The sequence below is a fragment of the Candidatus Falkowbacteria bacterium genome, from assembly GCA_016699775.1.
GTDB lineage: Bacteria > Patescibacteriota > Patescibacteriia > Patescibacteriales > Patescibacteriaceae > Patescibacterium > Patescibacterium danicum.
On record CP065010.1, the window covers coordinates 522,105 to 543,830 of the forward strand.

Genomic DNA, 21,726 nt, shown 5'->3' on the forward strand with positions numbered 1-21,726 from the left:
TTACAATTCTCTTGTTCCTGGAGCAACAACTTTTTCTAACAAAACTGAATCAGCTAATAAAATACCTGTACCACGGACTACACACGTTAAAGGGTCATCGGCTGCCCGAACGGAAATTTTTGTAGCTTGAGCAATTTCTTGATCTAGGCCACGTAAGAGGGCTCCCCCACCGGTTAAAATAATTCCATATTCATAAATATCGGCCACTAATTCAGGAGGTGTGGTTTCTAAAATTAATTTTATATTATCAATAACTTGATGAATAGTTCTACTCATTGCTTCACGAACTTGGCTGTCAGTAATTTTCATTTCTTTTGGTAAACCGTTCATTAAATCACGACCGCGAACCATCATGTCTAGTGATTCTTTTAATGGTGTGGCAGAGCCTATACGAATTTTTATTTCTTCAGCTAATTGCTCGCCAATTAATAGATTAAATTCTTCACGAATATATTGAATAATCTCATAGTTTAAAAAATTTCCAGCCAGACGTAGATTTTTCCAACTAACAGCTCCACCAAGCGATATAACAGCAATTTCAGTGGTTCCTCCGCCAATATCAACTACCATAGTGGCACTGGCTTCGGTGACTGGTAGGCGTGCTCCAATAGCTGCTGCCATTGGTTCTTCAACCAAATATACTTGCCTAGCCCCAGCTGATTTGGCAGCATCTTCAACGGCTTTTTTTTCTACTTCAGTAATATCTAGTGGTATTCCAATTACAACTCGGGGACGTGGTGAAAGACTAAACTGTTCATTGTGAGCTTTATCAATAAAATATTTTAACATTTTTTCAGTAACTTCAAAGTCAGAAATAACTCCATCAACTAAGGGTTTTATAACCTGAATGTGAGCCGGTGTTTTACCAAGCATTTTTTTAGCTTCTTCACCAACAGCTAAAATTTCTTCAGTTCGGATATTAACGGCCACAATTGATGGCTCATTAATTAAAATACCCTTGTCTGGAGTGTAGACAAGGGTATTTGCTGTGCCCAAATCAATTCCCAAGTCTTTACTAAATTTTCCAAAAAATTTATTAAACATGTATATACATTTTAAAATAAAAAACTACAAAAATCTTGCAAGTAAATTATCAAAAGCTAAGACCTCACTTTTTTCTTCTTTTCGACCCTTAATTTCCAAGCCACCGGCTGCTAATGATTTCTCACTAACAACAACTCTAAATGGACAACCAATTAAGTCAGCATCCTTAAACTTTTCACCATTACTAATTTCGGATCTGTCATCAAACAAAACTTCAATATTTTTTTCTAGCAATTTTGTATAGGCTGATTGAGCAGCCGCTATAACCTCTTCATTATTACCAAGTGCGAGTAAGTGAATTGTATAGGGGGCAATATTTTCTGGCCAAACAATTCCTCGATCATCTGAAAGAGTCTCAACAATTGTGCCCATAACGCGAGCTGGACCAATTCCGTATGAACCCATTATTACTTTTTGAGAATCTCCTTGTTCATCAAGATAGGTTAAGTCTAGAGCATCGGAAAAACGAGTACCAAGATTAAATATATTCCCAACCTCAGAGGCTTTTGACTCAACAAGGTCTGTTTCTGATAATTCTAATTCTGAAAGTATATCTTTTGAGAAAACTTCTTTATTAATAGCTAGTTTTTTTTCTTTGTGTATATAGATTGTGTCTTCACCGGCGTCAGTAACCACCTGAAATTCGTGTGAGAATTTTGAAAAAACGCCTCCTGAGGCTGTTGTGATATAGGTTATGTCACCAAGTCCCAATTGATTAAATATTTCAGTATAAGCTTGTTTGATTTTTTCATATAAGCTTTCATGTTCGGAAATATTTCGAGAAAAAGAGTACATATCTTTCATTACAAATTCTCTCGTTCGCATAATACCACTTTTGGCACGAACTTCATTTCGGAACTTTGTTTGAAATTGATAAAGTAATTTTGGCACATCACGATATGATAAAATATAATTTTTCATCATTTTAGTGATGGCTGCTTCGTGCGTAAAGGCTAAGCCTAGTTCAGTGTCATTTTTTAATTTTGTTTTAAACCAAATATCAACTTCTGCATCATCCCATTGATTGGTTGGTTCCCATGTTTCTTTGTTTTGCAGTGAAGATAAGGTAATTTCCTGACCACCAACCTTATTCATTTCTGTTCTAATAACATTCTCAATCTTTTTTATTACTCTAAGGCCTAAAGGAAGAAAACCATAGACCCCCGCCATTTCTTTGTATACAAATCCAGCTTTGAGTAAAAGTTGAGCATTCAAAGAAGTTTCGTCCTTTGGCGTTTCTTTGATTGTTTTGGTAAATAATTGAGATTGACGCATATAATTTGTTCTGGAAGTATACCGGAAATATAGCTCTTTGTCAAAATAAAAACAGCCCATTTTTTATAATAAATAGGCTGTTTTATTCAGAAATAAGAATATTATGATTGACGTTGTTTCATTTGCTGCCAAATAACCAATAACGGAGAGGCTAGGAAAATTGAGCTATAAGTCCCAAAGAAAATTCCAATCAATAAAGCCAAAGAAAAATAATGGATTGACGAGCCACCAAGAACAGTGGTTGAAAGCAAAACTAATAATACTGTTACTGAAGTGTTTATAGAACGACGAAGAGTTTGGTTAACACTGGTATTTACTGTTCCAGCAAAGTCGTCATTAGAACGTGGTAAGTTTTCTCGTAATCGGTCAAAAACAACAATTGTATCGTGAACTGAAAAACCAAGCACAGTTAAGACAGCTGCAATAAAGCTTGTATTAATTTCAACCCCGTGAAAATGTCCAAGGTAAGCAAAAAAGCCAAGAACAATTATAACATCATGAAATAATGAAATAATCGTTGCCATGCCATATTTCCATGAAGTAACAGGACGAGAAACTTTTCTAAAGGCCCAAGCAATATACAAACTAATAGATAATAATACTAATAAGGTGGCGTAGATGGCCTTTTGTTGTAATTCTTGACCAATTGATGGTCCTACAGACTCAAAACGCAATTCTTCAAAGTTTACTTGGTTATTCTCTGATATAGGTGATAGTTCTCGTAATTTTGTTAAGACAGCCTGGTGAGTTTCTTCACTAGTATCTTGAAAACGTAAAATCATTCCCTTCTCATTAACAGGTTGGACGGTTAAACTTTTTAGATTATTACTTTGTAGTGCTTCCTCAATTATGGTTACTGATGGGCGATCAGTATTATATTGAATTTCTAATAAACTTCCTCCAGTAAAATCAATGCCAAGTCGTAAGCCCCACATTGATAATGCGACTATTGAGGTGGCTATTAAGAGACCGGAAATAGAGAGCCAAATTTTACTTTTTGAAATAATATTATACATAATATTGTCTATTGATTTTTCTTATAGCCAATTAACCATCGGTGTTTCTCAAACCACTGCTCGCTAAACAATCGTAAAAGAGTTCTGGTTATGGTAATTGCGCTAAACATTGAAAGCAAAACACCAAGCATCAAAGTAACGGCAAAACCTTTAATTACACTGGTAGAAAATTCAATCAATACAAATGTAGTTAACAATGTAGTGAAATTACTATCTCTGATTGATGGCCAAGCTCTTGAGAAGCCTTCACTTATAGCCGTTGATAATGATTTTCCGGCTCTTAATTCTTCCTTGAGACGTTCAAAAATCAAAATGTTAGCATCAACCGCCATACCGATAGACAGAATAAATCCAGCAATTCCTGATAAGGTTAAAGTTACAGGCCACAACTTAAAAATGGCTAATGATAATATTCCATAGGCAGCCAGAGCAATAATAGATAGAAAACCAAGAAATCTATAGTAGATTAACATAAAGATGGCGACCAAAATTAAACCAATCATACCTGCATATAAGCTGTCTCTAACTGACTGTTGACCCAAACTTGCCCCAACTGTTTGCTGATTAACTAGAGTAATTGGAACCGGTAAAGCTCCAGCATTAAGTCGCTTTGCTAAATCCCGGGCTTCTGTAACAGTGAAACTACCAGAAATTACGGCTTGTCCTCCAGTAATTTTTTCATTAACGTTAGGTGTGCTAATTGGGTAATTATCAAGAAAAATGGCCACTGGTTTACCAACATTTCGTTCAGTAATTTCTTCAAACATCTTTGATCCAGCTTCATCAAACTCTAGACTTACTTCCGGAGAATTATCTTGAGGATTAAACTGAACAGTTGCCCGCTTGAGGTTTTTTCCTGTTAACTCAGTATTTTTCCAATCAGATTCAGGTCCAAGAATATCATCAATTGATTGTGTAGCAATCAAAATATGGCTGATATTGTATTCAGGATTTTCATCGGTTTTATGAATTAAATGATAGCCAAACTTTGTTTCAACAACAAAAGAAATAGTGTCAATTTTTTGACCAAAAGCAACTTCTTCAAATGGTTTAGCCATTATATCTTTACCAAACCAACCAAGATCACCGCCACGTTCCTTATTAGACGCATCAGTGGAATGTTGTTTAACTAAATCAGCGAAATTTTTTGGTGTTGCTTGTTCTTTTATTTCCTTAATTTTTTTATAAGCATCTTCTTTACTCATTTCACTGGAACATCCTTCTGAGCCTTTATAGCAAAGTAGTAAATGAGAAGCTTTAACTTCTTTAATTCGTTGGTCATTAACTTTTATTATTTCAAAGCCACGATCTGTCTGAATATAGGTTGAACCAACTTGCCCAATAGCAATTTTTGAGGCAACACTAGCGATCTCCTCACTATCTCGTTTTGAAACCCACTCCACATTACCTCCGTTGTCTTTACTGGTTGTGTCATCGCTATATTCTTTTGCTAAGGCAGAAAAATCGCCATTACTTTTAACTTTTTGTAATACTTCATCAGCTTTCTTTTTGGCTGATTCATTAAAAACTTTTAAGCTATTCTCTTCTTCCGTAGTAAGAGCTCGTCTGGCTGTATTTTGTTCTTTAAATTCTAGTAATGGTGTTTCACCAATTTTTTTAATGGCTTCTCCAATATCTTTGATACCTGCTAATTCAACTAGAATTCGATATTTATTATCAGCTGTTCGGTTAACTTCAACATGAGGCTCACTAACACCAAAGACGTTAACTCTTTTTTCAATGACATCACGGGCGCCTTCAACTGCATTCCCCTGTTCTCCAGCCGGAACTCCTGAAACATCAGCATCATATGTAAGCTGGGATCCACCTAGTAAATCAAGACCAAGTCTAAAAGGAATCTCTTTTACTTTTGGTAAAGGGATCTTGTAGGCGTCAATTGCTTGATTATAATAGTTACCAAAAACTACTAAAGAACCGGCAATTATAATTATTAATATAAAAACAAAGCTCCGCCAGACACGGCCTTTGCTTGTCACACGAAGTAATTTAGAAAAGCGACTTTCAGGCATAGAGGGAAATTTAAGGATATTTGGGTATTATACAGTAAGGACTATAAAAAGCAAGGCTAAAAATGTGGAAAAACTTAGTCTATTTCAGAAGGGATTGGATAAATAATATATTTAGATTTATTCCTGGGCAAGATTTATGGGCAAAATCACGATGAAAGAATATATAGTTTGATTCAATTTTATATTTTTTGGCTAATTTTCGTAATAAATCACGAAGGGCATACATTTGCTCAGCTTTTGGTTTTTCTTGATCAAAATTTCCGTCAAGGCAAATATGAAGACAACGCCCATCGTTCATTCTTTTTTGCCAACAAGCTACTGAGATTTCTCCATCTTGCCGAGCTTGTCTTATTTTTCCATTAGTGGCAATTTCGTAATGATAGCCATTATAAAATCCTTTACTACTTTTTACACCCCACTTTTTCTGATGATAGAGATTAGTTGCTTTAAACTGATCAGGATTTTTGTTAATTGAGACAGCAGTGTGATGAATCATTATACTGGATGGCTTAATCATAAAGCTAAATACAAAATGACTAAATTTTAAATCCAAAACTATCAAATAAAAAAATAAAATCTCAAAATTAAATGACTAATCTTTTTTTATCTTTTCAAGTAGTGAATCAAGTTTTCGATATAATTCAGCACGGATGCCAGAGTTTTCAATAATATAATTTGCTTTGGCTATAACATTATCTACTTCATGTGATTCAGGATCATTATTCCTTTCAGCTTCTTCTTGCTCTTGAAATTCTTCAAACGAAATATTATCCCCAACGCGATTACGACTAATTGTTCGTTCATATCGGGAATGTAACGGAGCTTCTAGCGCAACAAGTGTAAAATTGTCTTTAAAAAAATTTTTAGTATAATCTGCTTCTGCCACGTTTCTAAAACCAGTTATCACAGTATTCCCTTTCACTTGCTCACAAGCTATATCAACTGGATAAAAGGCACCGCGTTTTTTCCTTTCTTCAGCAGCAAACTTTCGAATTGAAGGTCGATCAATGGAAAGATTTCTTTTTTTCATTTCTTCCCGGAGTAAATCTCCACAAGAAATATGAGCAAAGCCCTTACTAGCGATAAATTCAGCGGCTGTATCTTTACCCGAGGAAGGATGTCCGGTTAATCCAATAATAATCATTTATATTTGCTTAAAGTTTTTTTAGCAGCTTTGCCGACTAAAACAGAGCTTGATTGAATTTTACCACCTTTGCCAATATTAAACACCATTTTAATCCCTAATTTTTTGCACAATTTATTTTCAGGAATTTCATCCAAAAAACGATCTCCGCCATTAGCGAAAATATCGGGTTTAAGTTTAGCAAGTTCTTTGACAACACTTCGTTCAAGTGGATTGCTATATGTAGTATTTTTTTTATGTGAAGTATATATAACTTTATCAACGGCTGATAAGGCCATTAGTAACTCTTTGCGCTCTTTTTGAGGCATGAATATATAGCCCTTTTTAGCGCGTAGCCAGTGATCATTGTTCATTATGACTACTAATTCATCCCCAAGTGCCTTAGCCTCGTTAATAAGACGAATATGGCCAATATGGATGGGGTCAAAGCCACCACTAATAGCTACGATGATTTTCCTCTGGTTTTTTAGGGAGGGTTTTTTCATATAATTCTGTCATCCCCGCGAAGGCGGTGATCTGATTAATCACAAGGTCTCCGCCGGAGTTTATCCCTGCGTAGGCAGGGACCAGGATGACAATAGTAAATTACTCCAAAGAAATTATCTGAAATCCTTTCTTCTCTATCTCCTCAACTGGCCAAAAAAGTTTGTCGAGTTTAAACTTCTTTACGTAAGTTACTTTTTTCTGAAGTTTTCGGCCTGTTAACTGTTTATTCTCGTCTATCTCTACTAATTCTAGCATGTCCCCTTCTTTAATTGTGAAGTTATTAAGTCGCAAATCAAACTTTTTCTTTCCAGACAGCAAGTCTTCATAATATCCCTTAACAATTTTCTTTCTGATACGGTTCATAAAATTTTACCTAGATCCCCGCTTTCGCGGGGATGACAGGAGAAAGTATTACTTCTTCCCTATCAACTCCTGATGCTCAACAGTATTTAATAACCCACATTTCTTATACTTCTTCCCACTACCACAAGGGCAAGGGTCATTACGTCCAATTGTATTTCCCTCACTATCTTTAGCTTTTCTTTCAATATAAACAGGAGTCGTAACTGAAAGTGAGCCTTCATCACTCATTTCTTTGGCTGGGGCGGTTAATTGAATATTTTGGGTATTAATTGTCGGCATCATAAATTCCTGCAAACCACCAATCTTATAGATTGAATAAACAACTTGCTTCTCAATCATACTGTTTAATTCGTTAAATAGTGTGTAAGCTTCTTTTTTATACTCAACTAACGGATCACGCTGACCATAACCTCGCAAACCAATACCTCGACGCATATAGTCCATTGTTTCCAAGTGATCCATCCACAACATATCCATTGAGCGTAATAAAACTGAACGCTCAACTTCTGGCCAGTTAAAGCCTGCTTCAGTAGCCAGTTTTGTCATTTTGTCGTAGGTCTCATGAGCTAACTTTGATAAATGTTCAATAATCTCCGTTTTTAAATTAATTTTATCAAGTTTTGAAGCATCACTTGTCAATTGCCCAAGTACTTCTTCAAAATTATTCTCAATTGGAAATATTGTCGCAATGGCTTCTCTGATTTCTTTCAAACTCCAATCCTTAGAATTATCAGCCTCGGTATGAATGGAAATAATTTGTTCAATTTCATGTTCAACCATTCCTAAAATGATATCTTTTAAAGTTTTTTCAGCTTCATCAGACTCTGGCAAATCTGCCAAGCGCAAGACTTCAGCTCGACGTGTATACATTGCCATTCTATGACGATTAATAACGTCATCATAATCAACTAAATGTTTTCTGGTATCAAAGTTATTGCCTTCAACTCGTTTTTGAGCTGATTCAATTGAACGTGAGATAATTTTATTTTCTATTGGAGTGCTTTCAGGAAGTTTCAATGATTGCATCATTCTTTTCATACGATCCCCGCCGAAAATACGCATCAAGTCATCTTCCATAGAAACAAAAAATCGACTTGATCCAGGATCACCCTGACGACCGGCCCGACCTCGTAACTGATTATCAATACGTCGTGCTTCATGTCGCTCTGTACCAATAACATGCAAACCTCCAGCAGCTACCACTGCATCATACGATGCTTGATCAAAAGGTGTTCCGCCTAGGATAATGTCCACACCACGACCAGCCATGTTTGTAGCAATTGTCACAGCACCTGGTTTACCAGCTTGAGAAATAATTGAAGCTTCTTTTTCGTGTTGTTTAGCGTTTAAAACATTAGGGGTTATACCTTCTCGGTCTAATAGTTCAGCTAAATGCTCATTTTTCTGAATAGAAATCGTACCAACTAGAACTGGCTGACCATTACTATGTCGTTCTTTTATTTCTTGAATAACAGCTTGATATTTTCCTTCCTCCGTTGCATAAATTAAGTCATTCTCATCTTTACGAACGGTTGCTTTATTAGTTGGGACCGAGACAGTTTCTAATTTATAGATCTTAAAAAATTCTTCAGCTTCGGTAAGAGCCGTTCCGGTCATACCGGACAATTTCTTAAACATACGGAAATAATTTTGAAAGGTAATAGTGGCCAAGGTTCGGCTTTCGCGTTGAATTTTTACTCCTTCTTTAGCTTCAATAGCCTGATGCAACCCTTCGCTATACCGACGACCAAACATTAATCGACCAGTAAACTCATCAACAATAATAACTTCTCCTTCGCGAACAACATAATCACGATCGCGTTTAAATAAAACTCGAGCTTTTAAGGCTTGTTCAATATGGTGAACTTCTTTGATCCCACCTTCTGTATAAATATTTTTAATATCTAGCCAATCTTCCATTTTCTCAATTCCGGCTTCGGTTAAGGTTGAGACACGAAGCTTTTCGTCAACGTTATAATCTTCATTTTCATTAAGTCGTTCTACTAATTGAGCAAAAGTGTAATATCGATCTGTTGATTCTTCGGCTGGGGCACTAATAATTAAAGGTGTTCTGGCTTCGTCAATTAAAATTGAGTCTACTTCATCAACAATGGCATAATTTAAATCACGTTGAACTCGTTCTTCAGCTTTTTGAACCATGTTGTCTCGTAAATAATCAAAGCCAAATTCATTATTTGTGCCATATAGAATATCACATTGATAAGCCTCATTACGTTTTACTGACCGAAAATGTTGAAGTCGTTCATCAAATTGCCTGTCATCAATATGTTCTGGGTCATATACCACTGCTTCATCATGAATAATAACTCCAGTTGAAAGACCAAGAGCTGCATACACAGGGGCCATCCAACCCGCACCGACACGGGATAAATAATCGTTGACTGTTACAAGATGAACTCCACGTCCTGTAAGCGCGTTTAAATATAAAGGTAGTGTTGCAACTAAAGTTTTTCCTTCTCCAGTTTTCATTTCAGCAATTTGGCCTTTATGTAAAATCATGCCTCCAATTAGCTGAACATCATAGTGTCTTTGTCCACTCACTCTTCTAGCTGCTTCACGAACAGCAGCAAAAGCTTCCGGCAATATTTCTTCAAGAATTTCATTCTGCTCTTCAAGACTTAATGATTGCTCGGGTAAATTTTGTTCGTTGAATGAAACCCCTAGTTTTTTCCGAAAGGTATTTGTTAGTTCTCGTAATGCTTCGTCACTTAAAGCAGAAAACTGCTCTTCAAGACTATTGATTTTTACAACAATCGGTTTATAAGCCTTAACTTCTTTTTCATTTGGATCACCAAATAATCTTCTAAAAATACTCATAAATATAGTTAAATTGACTTCTATCTAGATTAAATAGTTATACAATCTTAGCCTAAAATAGGAAATAAATCAATTATTCCCTTAAATATACAAATATTAGACAATTTATAGTAACAATTAATTAAGACGCCTTTTTGGTTGTAATTCTGCGTTTAGCTAACCTTTTGTCCTTATGCTTCTTAATTAAATCGCTAATGTGATCCTTTACTTTATCTATAGCCTTGTATAAGTCGTCTGCAGTGCAATCGGCCCACAAAACTTCTCCAGGAATTGTTAAATTAACTTCTGCTCGAAAAATCTCACCTTTATTATGATGTTTAGTTGTTAGTTCAATCTCAAAATCGCAATTAATTACTTTTGTTTTTCCTAAAAACTTCTCAACCATTTCCATCTTTTTCTCAATATACGATTGAATTGCTGGAGTTATTTCTAAGTTAGTAGCTCTAATTTGTGGCTTCATAGAATTAGAAATTAATTAAATAAATTTTTGATATCCTTAAAGGTCACTAAAATAATCAGACCTATTAATAACATAAAACCAATATTGTGAATCAAAGCTTCGGTTTCTTGTTTTGCCGGTCGTCCTTTTATTTTTTCTATAATTAAGAATAAAATTCGACCACCATCTAGAGCAGGAAAAGGTAAAATATTTATAACTGCCAAATTTAATGATAGCAAGGCGGCAAATTGTAATAAATACTGGAATCCCATCTCAGCAACTTGTCCGGTAAGAACAGCTATGCCAACCGGTCCTGCAATATCAGCGCTTACTCCCCCACCAGTTACTAATTTTGTTAGAAGGTCAACGAAGCCTGTGATAATTAACCAAAGATAAAATCCTGTGGTTTTTACTCCTTCATAAATAGCTAAATGCCAAGGAAAACGAACAAAAGCATTTTCTGAAATAGTAATACCTATACCTCCTCGGCTGGTTTCTTTTATGGTAACAGGAGTAATTTCTTTGGTAATAGTTTCTGTATCTCTAGCAAAGGTATAAGTTACAACTTGGCCAGTCTTTTCACCAACATAATTTTGAAGGAAATCTGTGCTACTAATTTCATTATTATCTACGGAAATAATTCTATCACCTGGTTGTACTCCGGCTTTTGCAGCTGGTGAGTCACCTGTAACTGAATTAACTGCAATATGTCTGTCCCTAACAATCGCACCGTCAAGTGGCACACCTTCAATTGGCTGAACTGCACCGATTAGTAGGTTAAATGAGATAATAATGGCTGCTAATATGACATTCATAACGACTCCGGCGGATAATATAATACTACGTTGCCAAATTGGCTTATTTGCAAAACTGCTACTATCAGATTTGCCTTCTCCGTCTTCACCTTTAATTTTTACAAAACCACCCAAAGGGATACTATTTATAGTGTATACCGTGTCTATGGCGTCAGTTACTTCAGTATTCCCAAAAACAGTCTTCCATTTACCAGAAGAGCTTTTATACCAGCCAACTATTCGTGGTGGGAAGCCAAGACCAAATTCATCAGCTTTGGCCCCAAATCTTCTGGCTGCCAAAAAATGTCCTAGCTCATGAACAAAGACTAGAACACTTAAAATTAGAATGAATGAAATAATAGTTACTAACATAGTTTACTTTAAAGGTATTAAGGAGGGAGAATTTATTAAATTGTCATTATATCCTTTTCTTTATGATCACGTTTGGTTTTTAAGTCTTCGTTATATGAATTTACGGCTTCATCAAGATCTTTTACAAATTTAAACTTATCATCTTCGCCAATTTCTTTGTCAGAAAAAGCTTTTTCTATCAACTGTTTAACTTCATCACGAATTTGTCTAATAACAATACGAGCCTCTTCCATTTTAGCATTTAATTTTTTTACTAATTCTTTTCGGTTTTCTTCAGTTAATTGAGGCACGGATAATCGAATTTTATCCCCTTCATTAACAACACCCACACCAAGATCAGCCGCCACTAAAGCTTTTTCAATATCCTTCAAAACCGTTTTATCCCAGGGAATAATTACCATGCTTCGTCCATCAGCTACGGAAATATTTCCTACGGCGTTTAAGGCCATTTTTGAGCCATAGGCCTCAACTTCTATACCCTCTAAAATGCCAGGATTAGCTCGTCCAGTTCGCAAGGCTGAGATATCTTTTTCAAAAAAATCAATTGCTTGTTTAAAAGCGTTACTATGTTCTTGTAGATATATATTCATACAATGATTTACTAATATTATTTCTTTACTTGTTTAAAGGTTAGATAGACAGTAGTTGGAGATTTTGGATCACTGAGTAATTGTTGCCCGGGACGACTTGATGGAAGTTTCTTTGTGGCCCAGTTTTCACCCCCATCTGTAGAGCCATAAAAGGTGGTATTGGTTATATAATATATTTCTTGAGGGTTCTGTGGATGAGTAATAACAGAGTTTATTGTGGCCTCTGACTCTGGAGTAATTAATTTTAGGGCAGTCCAGTCGTCTCCATTATTAATTGATTTTATTAAACCATATTTTGTAGCCATCATTACAAAACCTGGCTGTGAGGTAGATACAAATAAATCTCTATATTTTTTGCTATCAGGAAATTCTTTAAGATTTTCTTTTAATGATATCCACGTTACACCTTTATCCAATGATCTAAATAGTCCAGCTGACTCAGTAGCGACAAAAAGTATGCGACTATCAGCTGGTCCAATTAATATTTTCTTTAAATCATTTTCAAAACGATTCATAGTTTGCCAGCTTTTTCCACTATCTAATGATTGAATTATTTCGCCACGAGAGGTTCCGATATAAACAATAGTGCTATCGTAATGATCAATAGCCACTACATTTATTTTAACTTTTACATCATTGTCATAATAAGTTTGAATCCAACTGCGTCCACAATCAGAGCTTTTGAGAAGTTTATTATCGGTTGCTGCATATAAAACACATTTTGAGCTTGGATCAACAGCAAAGGCGATAACAAGAGTACCTTTTAAGGCTGGGATTTCACGCCAACTTTCTGCACTATCATAGGTATAATAGACACCTCCCTCAGAGCTTGCGTAATATAGAGCCTTAGTATCACTTGGATCCATTGCGAGTACTGTGGAGCCGGACTCATTGAATTGTCCAGGCTTTCCTGATGTGGTAGCGATTAAGGATTTTTGTGCCCAGGTGCTTCCACTGGTCGTTGATTTAAAAATACCGCCATCGGGACCTTTAGTGGTTTTTTTTGAACCAAAATTAATTGTACAGCCTGATAAGGTAACAGCCACTATCAAAAAAACAAATATAAGTATTTTTTTCATATAATATTTTACTGAATATTCATCATCGCCTGCTCTAAAACAAGCTTGGGATTGATGTTTGAACGAATATAAATAAGAGCTCGTTCAAGTATTGAGTCATAAGTACGAATATCCGAAGGACTTAAACGTTTAGTAGCTAACTGTAGTTCATCAAGAAGCAGTGTATGTACAACCAACTCCGGACGATTTAAGTGTAGCAGTAATATGTCCCTTAGACCAAGTCGCCAGTGAGAAATAATGGAATTTGCCTTAATTCCAGCATCGGTTCCTTTTGCAGACCCGAGGAGTTTATCAATCATTTGCCATCGTTCATATAATGAAGATGTCAAGGCAGAACACAATAAACGAACAGGAGCGATATGTTCATCCACTACTTTCTTGTCTTTCAATAAGGAAACTGCTACGCCCGGCCGACCATTAGCTAACCGAGAGATGTGCTTAGCCTGTGTGCGAGGTAGTTTATGCGAGTCAATTAACCATTGGTACATTGTATCTGCTGAAACTGAGTTAAAAGAGATAACTTGGCTTCGTGAACAAATGGTTGTTGGAAGTTGATCAAGTGAAGTTGTTATTAAAAATATAATTGCTTGATCACGTGCATCTTCCAAAGTTTTCAAAAGTCCATTAGCAGCTTCTATGCTTAAATACTCGGCTGATTCAATAATACCAATTCGATAATAGTTTCCAAAAGAGCTTAAAGCCATTTGATTACTAAAGTCTCTTGCCTGTGCAATCCCTATTTCTTTTTTGTCACTTAGAATTTCTAGTCGAGCAATGTCATATACAGAATGTTTTGAATGAGAAATCTTGCTTAATTTTTCTAAAAATAAAGCAAGGGTGGACATTCTTCCACTGCTTGTTGAACCTGATAAAATATAGCTACCACCTAAATTGCCAGGCAATCGTTGCTCATAGCTTAAAAGATGTTCAAAAAAATTAATAGCTTGATTTTGCCCAATTATTGGCCAGGAATGCTCTTTCATGTCATAAATATTATCATATTTTTATGGTAAATACAAGTTTAAAAATAAAAAAACTCGAACCTTTTTAATTAGTCCGAGTCTGATTTTTATCTTTTCTAAATGTTAAGTATTTATGGCACAAAAACCACACCCAACCAGTAAAGAAACTGGTTAAAAATTGAGGTGTTGATTTGTAGCCAACTATTCCAGCAATACCATCCGGGAAACCAAGAAATATATTGTTTACCCGATTGAAATTGCTTTCAATAGCTTGTACGGCGTGGTAGTTTGCAATCAATCCAATTACAGAAATGATTGTATACACCACAGCCTGTTTGAAATATTTTTTTCCTTCGTACCTAAATATATAGGTACGACTAATAAAAAAATTAAAAACGTTAAGAATAAATAAAGATATGTCAGAGGCTGATGCGATTGAGAAATTTGTGAAACGCAAAATAATCTCAATCATTCCTATTTGACATACCGAAATAAGTAGGCTTATTGAAACTGAAACCAAAAAAACGATAGACGATTTTTGTTTGGTTATCCAATCTAAGTACTCATCCCTTAGAGCTTGGTATTCATAAGTCACTACATCCCACTTCATTTGAAAGTAGAAGGTGACTGAAATCATACCTAAACAAGAAAAGATTGTTACCGATGGGATCTCAGCTATTGAAGACAAACCATAGGCAGGCTGATAGCTTACAAGAAAGCAAAAGGTAGAGTATATTCCGATTAATCCAAGGAAAAATACTCTACATATTGAAATTAATTTTTTAAACAACGGACCCTCCTTTTTTAATTATTTTGTAATACCACTTCTTTTTTAAAAAGTCAATGTTTTAAGTAATATTACGTTAAAAAACAAGAATTAGTTCTAAATGTTAAGAATAGTTATTGAGATCTGAAGAGTAGTTGCAAACATTACCCAAAGAAAATAGGGAATATTAACATAAACAACCCAACGCTTATCTTGTCCAATTGCCATAAAGCCCCAAGTTAAAGTCGCTAAAATCAAGATAATATCAATAGAAGCTAGTACATTATTTCTTAAACCAAACTGCAAAGGTGTAAATAGAAAATTAAATAAAAGGTTTAAAGCAAAAGGCCAGGCAATATATTTTGATAATTTTTTTTCATATAGATCATAAAAAACCGCTCCAAAAGAAATGAAAATTATAACATACAAAATTATCCAGACAGGTTGAAAAACCTCGGCTACAGGTGCCCAAGAAGGTTTTAGTAGTGAATCATACCAAGAATATGCATCCATATTGATAGTATATAATAGATTCTCATAATAATAAATTATATCTTAGGCTATGATATAATAAATATATGAAAAAAATTACAATTCCAAGTCCAAGTTCGCCAAGTTATCGTCTACTTGTTTTTATAGTTGGGATTATTGCCACAATTTCCTATCGAGCAATTATTATTGTTAGCCATTATAATCAGGCCTGGACTGATATTATTTGGTACATTGGCACAATCGGCTTTGTTTGGTATTTTGCCCATCGTTATCATATTGAAAAAAAGCGGGATAGAATTATTATAGAACATAAACTCATTCAAAAAATAAATCGTAGTAAAGAACTAAATGAAAGTGACCGTGAAGCTCTTGAATACACTTTGAAAAGTTTAGCCTCCAGTAAATCAAGTTGGAACTATATCGCTATTTTTGTGGCTTCTGGAGTTGCTTTGCTATACGATATTTGTCTACGAATATTTTTCTCGCAATAATATTATTCAATTTTTAGAATTGAAATCTTAATTAGGTTATTTTGCAATGATAGCTCTACACTCTCCCCTACCTTTCTACCAAGTAGGACTTGCCCCAAAGGAGAATTATGAGAAATTATATTTTTTGTTGGATCAACTTCAGAGGAGCCTAAGATTAAATAGGTTTTTTCTTTTTTATTACTTAATATAGTTACAGTACTCCCTAGTGTAACTCTTGCAGTATTTTTTTGAGGCTGAATTATTACAGCTTTTTTGATTTGATTTTCTAAGTCTAATATAAGTTGATTAATTCCCCGCAACTTGCCTTTGGCAATTTGGTAGGCTGCATTTTCAGATAAATCCCCCATTTCAGCTAAAGTTGAGACTTCTTTCATTGAGCGAAAGCGAGAAGTCTTTTTTAAATGCTCAAGTTTATTAACCAGTTCTTGATATTTTTTAGCTGTAATATGAGGATCAAGTTTTGGACGCGCATAATTTTCTGAACGACGAGTTGGGACTCTCATAAAGATTATATTATATATTTATTGTTCAACACTCGGAGTTGGTGGTGTAGGATTCTTTGTCCTTATTGCTAAGATAGCTTGCGAATTTTTATATTCTTTTATTATCTGCAAAGAGTATATTTCAATTAATTGATAGTCATCAGGTAATAAAATATATACATTATAATTTGGGGTTGGCGGAAGTGTGCTTGCCCACGGTAACCAGCCAATAGAATCAGTCTGCTTTATATAGTTAATTGAGGGCATAAGCTTCCAGTTATTCCAGATAAGTAATTTTGACTGTGGTGAGGCTTGATGAATTAAATCAATATCTGCCAAAATATTTTTTGTATCACTGTCGTATTTCCAAATATATGTATAGGAAAGATTGGCATTGATTATAAAATTAAAAGTTAGACAAAGCATTAGTGTTAAGCCAACTGCTAGGACATACATTTTCCCGCTATCCTTTATCGTTAAATACAATGTTTTGAAGATTAACACTAGCGATAACATAACAATCGGGATGAAATAAATAACTGCTCGATCAGAAACAAATGGTGTTTTAAAAATTAAATGCTGAAGAAAACTGGCAAAGAATAGAAGAATTATTATTAGATAAATATATGCAGTACTATTCACGTCCACTTTACTTTTTTTCTTATACATATATAAAATGACTCCCCCGCCAATAACGAAAAATAATATTATGATAATTGCAGGTATATAGGAAATAGCTAAACTGATTGTTGGATTATAGAGAGAGGCTTTTATTACACTCATGACTGTATCAGTAAAAAAGCCAGAGTTTCCTCCCACATATAGTAAGCCTGCTTTTTTTAAAAATAATAGTTGGGGGCCAAGTAAAATATAGAGTAAAAGAGGGGTGGCAACTGCCGGTATAATGGTTTGTTTTATTAAATTTTTAGTGTTTCTAGTTTTTTTATTTCTAATATATGTATTTATGTAAATAGCAATGCGCACATATATAATAATTAAGAATGGAGTAATAAAGGTGAAGTTAGCAAATGAAGCAAGTAGACCACAAATAATTAAATTAAATAACGTGTTAGGTGTTGCTTTTTTGCTAAAGCTTAAAAAGAAATAATATAGACTTCCCATTAAGAAGCCAAGCCCTAATGAGTATCCACGAGCTAAAGAAAAGAATTCAAGCAAAAAAGGGTTTAGAGTTAGAGCTATGACAGATATAATAATCCATTTTTTTGTAAATAATATTTTAGATATTTTTACTGAATACCATAGATACAAAGCAAAACCAAGAATAGCCGGTAAACGAAAAATAAAGTTAAATTGGCCAAATACCATTTCAAAAAATTTTATAAGAATAGTATTTAAAATATGGTTATTAACCGCAAAGCCACCAAATGAAGGAAAGTTAAACAAGGTGGAAAAATTATTTAAAGAAATAAAATAAGTAATTGCTTCATCATGAACCACTGATACAGAAAAAGCACGAATTAAAACATATGCCGAGACTAAGCTAATATACAAAGCCAAGAAAAGGTTTTCTTGAGTTATTGTAACTTTTTTTGAGAGTTGATTTAATAACATTTTTTTCATTATCAATTAATAACTGTAATCATATCATAGTGCTTCTAAACAAAAAATACAGCCGTATCGGCTGTATTTTATTGGCACGGGATGAGGGAATCGAACCCCCGCTAGAGGTTTTGGAGACCCCTGTACTACCACTATACGAATCCCGCATATGTTTGCTAACTGCAAACAATAATCGATAGATCCGACACAGCCCGGAGGCAGCTTACTTTGTTTCTCGATGCAGAGTGTGTTTGCGAGCTTTTTTCGAAAACAACATTAATTCAAGACGACCTTTTAAAGTCTTCTTGTTTTTATGTGTTCGACGAATCTCACCGGTCTCGGTGCATTGCATCTTAATCATGTTATCTTGAGGCATAAAATATTTTAAATGTTATAAAGTTATAAAGTTATAAAGTTATTGTTATTCACATTATAACTTTATGACCTTAAAACTTTATACGTTTTATGGTGGGCCGGGTAGGATTCGAACCTACGAAGGCGAAAGCCAACAGATTTACAGTCTGCCCCGGTTGACCGCTTCGGTACCGACCCTTACCTAATTAAAAAGAGGCTTTTCAAGCCTTAAAAATTATAACAGGATTATAACAGAAATAAAAGTTTTTTGCAAGAGATGGTGAAAACTCTGAGCCGTTGACCGGGATTCGGACGTGAGACCCTATTATTAGCATTATTTATTCATTCATATATTATATAAAAACCATATCTTTAATCAAAATCTAGATACATAGCTAAATGATCAGAAACCTCATCAGGCATGATCTTAAAATCGTTCATTGTTATCCCGGGGCTTAGGAATGTATAATCCGCAAAACGAGAAGAAGTCTTAGTATACATACTTGATCGCGTAGTAGAAATATTAAATTCTTTGATCAGGTTGCGTAATCCTACCTCTTCAATCATTTGTAGGCTCTTAGTATCGGGTTCTAAATTAAAATCTCCGCAGAGAATAAATGGATCAGAAATACTTTTAAGAAATTTAATAATATTTTCTGATTGAATAATACGCTCCGGAAAATCCTCTTTACTAATACCATTCCATAAACCATGAAAATTCAAAATAACTCTGACGCCATTTGGCGTTTCTATTTTTAGATATTGCAGATTCCGGGCATGATTTATTGCTTTGTCATCATCAAAGATATTTTCTCGCTCCTTATAAACAAAAATATCCCCTTCTTCCAAAACTTTAATATCTTTTTTAAGAAAGATTGCATCACCAAAGAAACCCATGTAATGAGGGTAAAAAAAGTTGGTATGAGTAGGAAGAATATTTTTTACACTTGTAACTAACCTTGGATCAATCCCCTCACCCCATAATGGTGCATGGTCTTCTCCACCTTCCCACATTTCTTGAAGACAAAAAATATCGACCCCCTGATTCTTTTTAAAGAAATTATATAGTTTTTCTTTTCCTCCTCTGCCCGCCCAGGTATTTAAGCAAATAAGTTTCATAGAAGTAATTATTGCTTTTTTTCTAACAACAAATAAGGATACCCTTTAAAATTACGTTCCAAATTACCACATTCTAATGCCATTAGAAATTGCATCATTTGGTCAGTTATTTCTTTTGGGTTTGCATCTTTACCTTTATATTCGATTTCAACAAACTCTCCCAGCTCTTTAACGCTATCTAAGGAAATTTCATAATCATTATAATTCCAGGAACTTCGATTTTTATCAACTGTTATCAAATACTTAAAATTTAAAGCTTTAAAAATATTATTCATTTGTTCTAGGTTATCAATTGCTGATTCGAATTCGTCAGCATAATTACTCTTTCCATCTTCCTCGTAATAATGTTTTTTATATGTAATAAAAAACTTGCCATTACTATTACGTAATCGTAACCATTCTTCTATAGGATTAAAATCTACAAAATTTCGATGAGCAGGAGTGTAGTATTCGTCTATTTGGTTATGAGTATACTTAAACTTACCTTTCTCTTCTAGAAAAGTTAGTAATGGTCTAATATTTTCAACTTTAACTTTAATTTCTATTTCCATAATTAATGAAGTGTAAACTTAATTATCTTTACAATACTCTATTAATAAACTGCAGTTCATCGCCTTCTTTTAAATCTTTATCATCAAACAAACGCCATGTTGAATCTTTCTCACCTGAAAGTTTTAGTGGAACTAAATGGGGTTTAAATTTTAATGTTTTCATAATTTAAAATATTTCTTCTAAAAAACTTCGATACTATAAAAAAATATCTGAGTCGTTAACCGGGATTGAACCGGTGACCTTCTCCTTACCATCTTTGGCTCCATCCTCCTCTTGTATAAAAACCTTTTAATCATTGACTAAAATCAGATTTTAACAACTCTAAAAAACTTAATAAGGTAGGCCTACTCCGTATGCAACTTTTGTATGGTTACCAAAGTCTTTGAAAAGTAGTGTACTCTATTTAGTTAGTAAAAAATTATACATTATATTCTACTTTGAAAGGGTTTTCAAGATGGATATCTTCTAAAAATAAGGATTTTTACCAGGTGGGCAAACATTCTTAATTACTGTATTAGTTACAGTGTCATACATATCCTCTCTACCATTAAAAAGCATTATAGTGCCTGTCTTAAACCCGATAAGGTTAGAAAATAATTCTTGCTTTTCAGTTGAGCTCCTGTGAGTAATAGCATCTTTAGGTAATGTACATTCATTAAACATGCATTTTGTCGTATCTTCTGCTTTTGAGATATTATAAGTTTGAGTCTCAAAATTAAAATTTGTATCCTCTGGAAAAACTGGGTTGATAGTTGTTCCTTCAACTTCAAATTTAGCAGGTTTACAATTTAGCAATGCATCGTTTATACATTCAATTGCGGCCAGAGAACTAGCTGGAACCTCATATGGTGGTTCAATCGTATTAAACGAAGACAAAAATTTTTCGTCTAGAGAGAAAAAAACATAATCTTTATAAGAAATAGATCCACATTCTGCTACAACTAAATTTTGAGAATTTGATTGATTGTTTTCAATTTCGCTATCTAATTTAGAAGTTTGTGTAATTGCATTGTCTCTCGAAATAGGATAATTATTTGTTTCATAGTCTGATTGTAAAGGAAAATTGTCCAAAGCTTTTTTTAATACGGGAATTGTACTGGTAGTAAAATATAAAATAAATACAATATACACAAGAACAGCTCCTATCCCCACACTGAATACTATCAATAATAGCTTTAAGTATAGTGATTTTTTACTTGAAGGCTCGATTTTAATAGCTTTTAACTCCTCCAAAGGAATAGAATTAAATCCCTCATCAATCATTTCTTTTTTCCAGCCACTAGATAATAAGGCATTTTCTATATCTGCTCTCGTACAACCTTGATTCAAGGATTCTTTAATATAGGAAACTAAGTTCTGATCAATCATAAGAATTTTCTAAATATTATACTATTTATAGTATACTCTGTTTTGAACACGGATTCAACAATTATAATTAATCAGATATTTTACATGAAGAATAGAAAAAAGCGGATTAT

General features: G+C 34.2%; 23 protein-coding genes and 2 tRNA genes. 1 reads left to right on the plus strand and 24 read right to left on the minus strand.

Annotation, left to right across the window (positions count from 1 at the left end; all coding sequences use genetic code 11):
- From IPN41_02635 to IPN41_02710, 16 genes are all read right to left on the minus strand, one after another.
- On the minus strand, positions 1-1,044 hold the full coding sequence (locus IPN41_02635) for a rod shape-determining protein (GenBank protein ID QQS60003.1): 1,044 nt from the start codon (positions 1,042-1,044) through the stop codon (positions 1-3).
- Positions 1,045-1,068: 24 nt separating this feature from the next.
- Positions 1,069-2,319 carry a prolyl-tRNA synthetase gene (locus IPN41_02640; GenBank protein QQS60004.1) on the minus strand — a complete coding sequence of 417 codons (1,251 nt, stop codon included), beginning with the start codon at positions 2,317-2,319 and terminating at the stop codon, positions 1,069-1,071.
- A 101-nt stretch (positions 2,320-2,420) separates the two neighbouring features.
- Positions 2,421-3,335, minus strand: coding sequence for a protein translocase subunit SecF (secF, locus tag IPN41_02645; GenBank protein QQS60005.1), 915 nt, complete (start codon positions 3,333-3,335; stop codon positions 2,421-2,423).
- Positions 3,336-3,343: 8 nt separating this feature from the next.
- Positions 3,344-5,365, minus strand: a complete 2,022-nt coding sequence (secD, locus tag IPN41_02650; protein QQS60006.1) for a protein translocase subunit SecD — start codon at positions 5,363-5,365, stop codon at positions 3,344-3,346.
- A gap of 79 nt (positions 5,366-5,444) precedes the next feature.
- Entirely contained in the window at positions 5,445-5,882 is a 438-nt protein-coding gene (locus IPN41_02655; GenBank protein QQS60007.1) for an N-acetylmuramoyl-L-alanine amidase, read from the minus strand.
- 75 nt (positions 5,883-5,957) lie between these two features.
- Positions 5,958-6,509, minus strand: a complete 552-nt coding sequence (locus tag IPN41_02660) for a nucleoside monophosphate kinase (protein QQS60008.1) — start codon at positions 6,507-6,509, stop codon at positions 5,958-5,960.
- Positions 6,506-6,994, minus strand: coding sequence for an adenylyltransferase/cytidyltransferase family protein (locus IPN41_02665; protein ID QQS60009.1), 489 nt, complete (start codon positions 6,992-6,994; stop codon positions 6,506-6,508). Before IPN41_02665 ends, IPN41_02660 begins: the two co-directional genes overlap by 4 nt.
- 100 nt (positions 6,995-7,094) lie before the next feature.
- Positions 7,095-7,358, minus strand: coding sequence for a DUF3850 domain-containing protein (locus IPN41_02670; protein ID QQS60010.1), 264 nt, complete (start codon positions 7,356-7,358; stop codon positions 7,095-7,097).
- A gap of 48 nt (positions 7,359-7,406) precedes the next feature.
- A complete protein-coding gene (gene secA / locus IPN41_02675; GenBank protein QQS60011.1) occupies positions 7,407-10,196 on the minus strand; it encodes a preprotein translocase subunit SecA in 2,790 nt (929 codons plus the stop codon).
- A 121-nt stretch (positions 10,197-10,317) separates the two neighbouring features.
- A complete protein-coding gene (gene raiA / locus IPN41_02680; protein QQS60012.1) occupies positions 10,318-10,656 on the minus strand; it encodes a ribosome-associated translation inhibitor RaiA in 339 nt (112 codons plus the stop codon).
- Between the two features lie 11 nt (positions 10,657-10,667).
- On the minus strand, positions 10,668-11,801 hold the full coding sequence (gene rseP, locus IPN41_02685) for an RIP metalloprotease RseP (protein QQS60013.1): 1,134 nt from the start codon (positions 11,799-11,801) through the stop codon (positions 10,668-10,670).
- Positions 11,802-11,836: 35 nt separating this feature from the next.
- Positions 11,837-12,391, minus strand: coding sequence for a ribosome recycling factor (frr, locus tag IPN41_02690; protein ID QQS60014.1), 555 nt, complete (start codon positions 12,389-12,391; stop codon positions 11,837-11,839).
- A 17-nt stretch (positions 12,392-12,408) separates the two neighbouring features.
- The gene (locus IPN41_02695; protein ID QQS60015.1) at positions 12,409-13,470 is read right to left on the minus strand and encodes a hypothetical protein; all 1,062 of its coding nucleotides are present in this window, start codon (positions 13,468-13,470) and stop codon (positions 12,409-12,411) included.
- 8 nt (positions 13,471-13,478) lie between these two features.
- Positions 13,479-14,453 (minus strand): hypothetical protein, encoded by a 975-nt coding sequence (locus IPN41_02700; protein ID QQS60016.1) that lies wholly within the window; start codon positions 14,451-14,453, stop codon positions 13,479-13,481.
- A 64-nt stretch (positions 14,454-14,517) separates the two neighbouring features.
- Entirely contained in the window at positions 14,518-15,069 is a 552-nt protein-coding gene (locus tag IPN41_02705) for a hypothetical protein (GenBank protein QQS60017.1), read from the minus strand.
- Positions 15,070-15,315: 246 nt separating this feature from the next.
- A complete protein-coding gene (locus tag IPN41_02710) occupies positions 15,316-15,711 on the minus strand; it encodes a tryptophan-rich sensory protein (GenBank protein QQS60018.1) in 396 nt (131 codons plus the stop codon).
- Between the two features lie 65 nt (positions 15,712-15,776).
- On the opposite strand from IPN41_02710, the gene IPN41_02715 reads away from it, so the two are divergent.
- On the plus strand, positions 15,777-16,181 hold the full coding sequence (locus tag IPN41_02715) for a hypothetical protein (protein QQS60019.1): 405 nt from the start codon (positions 15,777-15,779) through the stop codon (positions 16,179-16,181).
- 2 nt (positions 16,182-16,183) lie between these two features.
- Here the strand turns inward: IPN41_02715 and IPN41_02720 are convergent, their stop codons facing one another.
- The 8 genes from IPN41_02720 to IPN41_02755 all read right to left on the minus strand — a co-directional run bounded on the left by IPN41_02720 (position 16,184) and on the right by IPN41_02755 (position 21,616).
- Entirely contained in the window at positions 16,184-16,684 is a 501-nt protein-coding gene (locus tag IPN41_02720) for a GreA/GreB family elongation factor (protein QQS60020.1), read from the minus strand.
- Positions 16,685-16,702: 18 nt separating this feature from the next.
- Complete coding sequence (locus IPN41_02725; protein ID QQS60021.1) at positions 16,703-18,244, minus strand: hypothetical protein; 1,542 nt, start codon at positions 18,242-18,244, stop codon at positions 16,703-16,705.
- A gap of 72 nt (positions 18,245-18,316) precedes the next feature.
- A tRNA-Trp gene (locus tag IPN41_02730) sits at positions 18,317-18,390 on the minus strand.
- Between the two features lie 56 nt (positions 18,391-18,446).
- Complete coding sequence (rpmG, locus tag IPN41_02735; GenBank protein ID QQS60022.1) at positions 18,447-18,599, minus strand: 50S ribosomal protein L33; 153 nt, start codon at positions 18,597-18,599, stop codon at positions 18,447-18,449.
- Positions 18,600-18,689: 90 nt separating this feature from the next.
- A tRNA-Tyr gene (locus tag IPN41_02740) sits at positions 18,690-18,775 on the minus strand.
- A 174-nt stretch (positions 18,776-18,949) separates the two neighbouring features.
- A complete protein-coding gene (locus IPN41_02745; GenBank protein QQS60023.1) occupies positions 18,950-19,696 on the minus strand; it encodes an endonuclease/exonuclease/phosphatase family protein in 747 nt (248 codons plus the stop codon).
- 8 nt (positions 19,697-19,704) lie between these two features.
- Positions 19,705-20,247: a class IV adenylate cyclase gene (cyaB, locus tag IPN41_02750; GenBank protein QQS60024.1), complete on the minus strand. Its 543-nt coding sequence runs from the start codon at positions 20,245-20,247 to the stop codon at positions 19,705-19,707.
- A 466-nt stretch (positions 20,248-20,713) separates the two neighbouring features.
- A complete protein-coding gene (locus IPN41_02755) occupies positions 20,714-21,616 on the minus strand; it encodes a hypothetical protein (protein QQS60025.1) in 903 nt (300 codons plus the stop codon).
- Positions 21,617-21,726: the final 110 nt, after the last annotated feature.

Excerpts from the sequence above, each read along its gene's own strand:
- raiA (QQS60012.1), bottom strand. The coding sequence starts at position 10,656 with ATGAAGCCACAAATTAGAGCTACTAACTTAGAAATAACTCCAGCAATT.
- cyaB (QQS60024.1), bottom strand. The coding sequence starts at position 20,247 with ATGGAAATAGAAATTAAAGTTAAAGTTGAAAATATTAGACCATTACTA.
- IPN41_02720 (QQS60020.1), bottom strand. The coding sequence starts at position 16,684 with ATGAGAGTCCCAACTCGTCGTTCAGAAAATTATGCGCGTCCAAAACTT.
- IPN41_02660 (QQS60008.1), bottom strand. The coding sequence starts at position 6,509 with ATGATTATTATTGGATTAACCGGACATCCTTCCTCGGGTAAAGATACA.
- secD (QQS60006.1), bottom strand. The coding sequence starts at position 5,365 with ATGCCTGAAAGTCGCTTTTCTAAATTACTTCGTGTGACAAGCAAAGGC.
- IPN41_02640 (QQS60004.1), bottom strand. The coding sequence starts at position 2,319 with ATGCGTCAATCTCAATTATTTACCAAAACAATCAAAGAAACGCCAAAG.
- IPN41_02725 (QQS60021.1), bottom strand. The coding sequence starts at position 18,244 with ATGAAAAAAATGTTATTAAATCAACTCTCAAAAAAAGTTACAATAACT.
- rseP (QQS60013.1), bottom strand. The coding sequence starts at position 11,801 with ATGTTAGTAACTATTATTTCATTCATTCTAATTTTAAGTGTTCTAGTC.
- IPN41_02655 (QQS60007.1), bottom strand. The coding sequence starts at position 5,882 with ATGATTAAGCCATCCAGTATAATGATTCATCACACTGCTGTCTCAATT.
- frr (QQS60014.1), bottom strand. The coding sequence starts at position 12,391 with ATGAATATATATCTACAAGAACATAGTAACGCTTTTAAACAAGCAATT.
- IPN41_02710 (QQS60018.1), bottom strand. The coding sequence starts at position 15,711 with ATGGATGCATATTCTTGGTATGATTCACTACTAAAACCTTCTTGGGCA.
- IPN41_02670 (QQS60010.1), bottom strand. The coding sequence starts at position 7,358 with ATGAACCGTATCAGAAAGAAAATTGTTAAGGGATATTATGAAGACTTG.
- IPN41_02745 (QQS60023.1), bottom strand. The coding sequence starts at position 19,696 with ATGAAACTTATTTGCTTAAATACCTGGGCGGGCAGAGGAGGAAAAGAA.
- IPN41_02755 (QQS60025.1), bottom strand. The coding sequence starts at position 21,616 with ATGATTGATCAGAACTTAGTTTCCTATATTAAAGAATCCTTGAATCAA.
- secA (QQS60011.1), bottom strand. The coding sequence starts at position 10,196 with ATGAGTATTTTTAGAAGATTATTTGGTGATCCAAATGAAAAAGAAGTT.
- IPN41_02705 (QQS60017.1), bottom strand. The coding sequence starts at position 15,069 with ATGATTTCAGTCACCTTCTACTTTCAAATGAAGTGGGATGTAGTGACT.
- IPN41_02635 (QQS60003.1), bottom strand. The coding sequence starts at position 1,044 with ATGTTTAATAAATTTTTTGGAAAATTTAGTAAAGACTTGGGAATTGAT.
- IPN41_02665 (QQS60009.1), bottom strand. The coding sequence starts at position 6,994 with ATGAAAAAACCCTCCCTAAAAAACCAGAGGAAAATCATCGTAGCTATT.
- IPN41_02695 (QQS60015.1), bottom strand. The coding sequence starts at position 13,470 with ATGAAAAAAATACTTATATTTGTTTTTTTGATAGTGGCTGTTACCTTA.
- IPN41_02700 (QQS60016.1), bottom strand. The coding sequence starts at position 14,453 with ATGAAAGAGCATTCCTGGCCAATAATTGGGCAAAATCAAGCTATTAAT.
- secF (QQS60005.1), bottom strand. The coding sequence starts at position 3,335 with ATGTATAATATTATTTCAAAAAGTAAAATTTGGCTCTCTATTTCCGGT.
- rpmG (QQS60022.1), bottom strand. The coding sequence starts at position 18,599 with ATGCCTCAAGATAACATGATTAAGATGCAATGCACCGAGACCGGTGAG.
- IPN41_02715 (QQS60019.1), top strand. The coding sequence starts at position 15,777 with ATGAAAAAAATTACAATTCCAAGTCCAAGTTCGCCAAGTTATCGTCTA.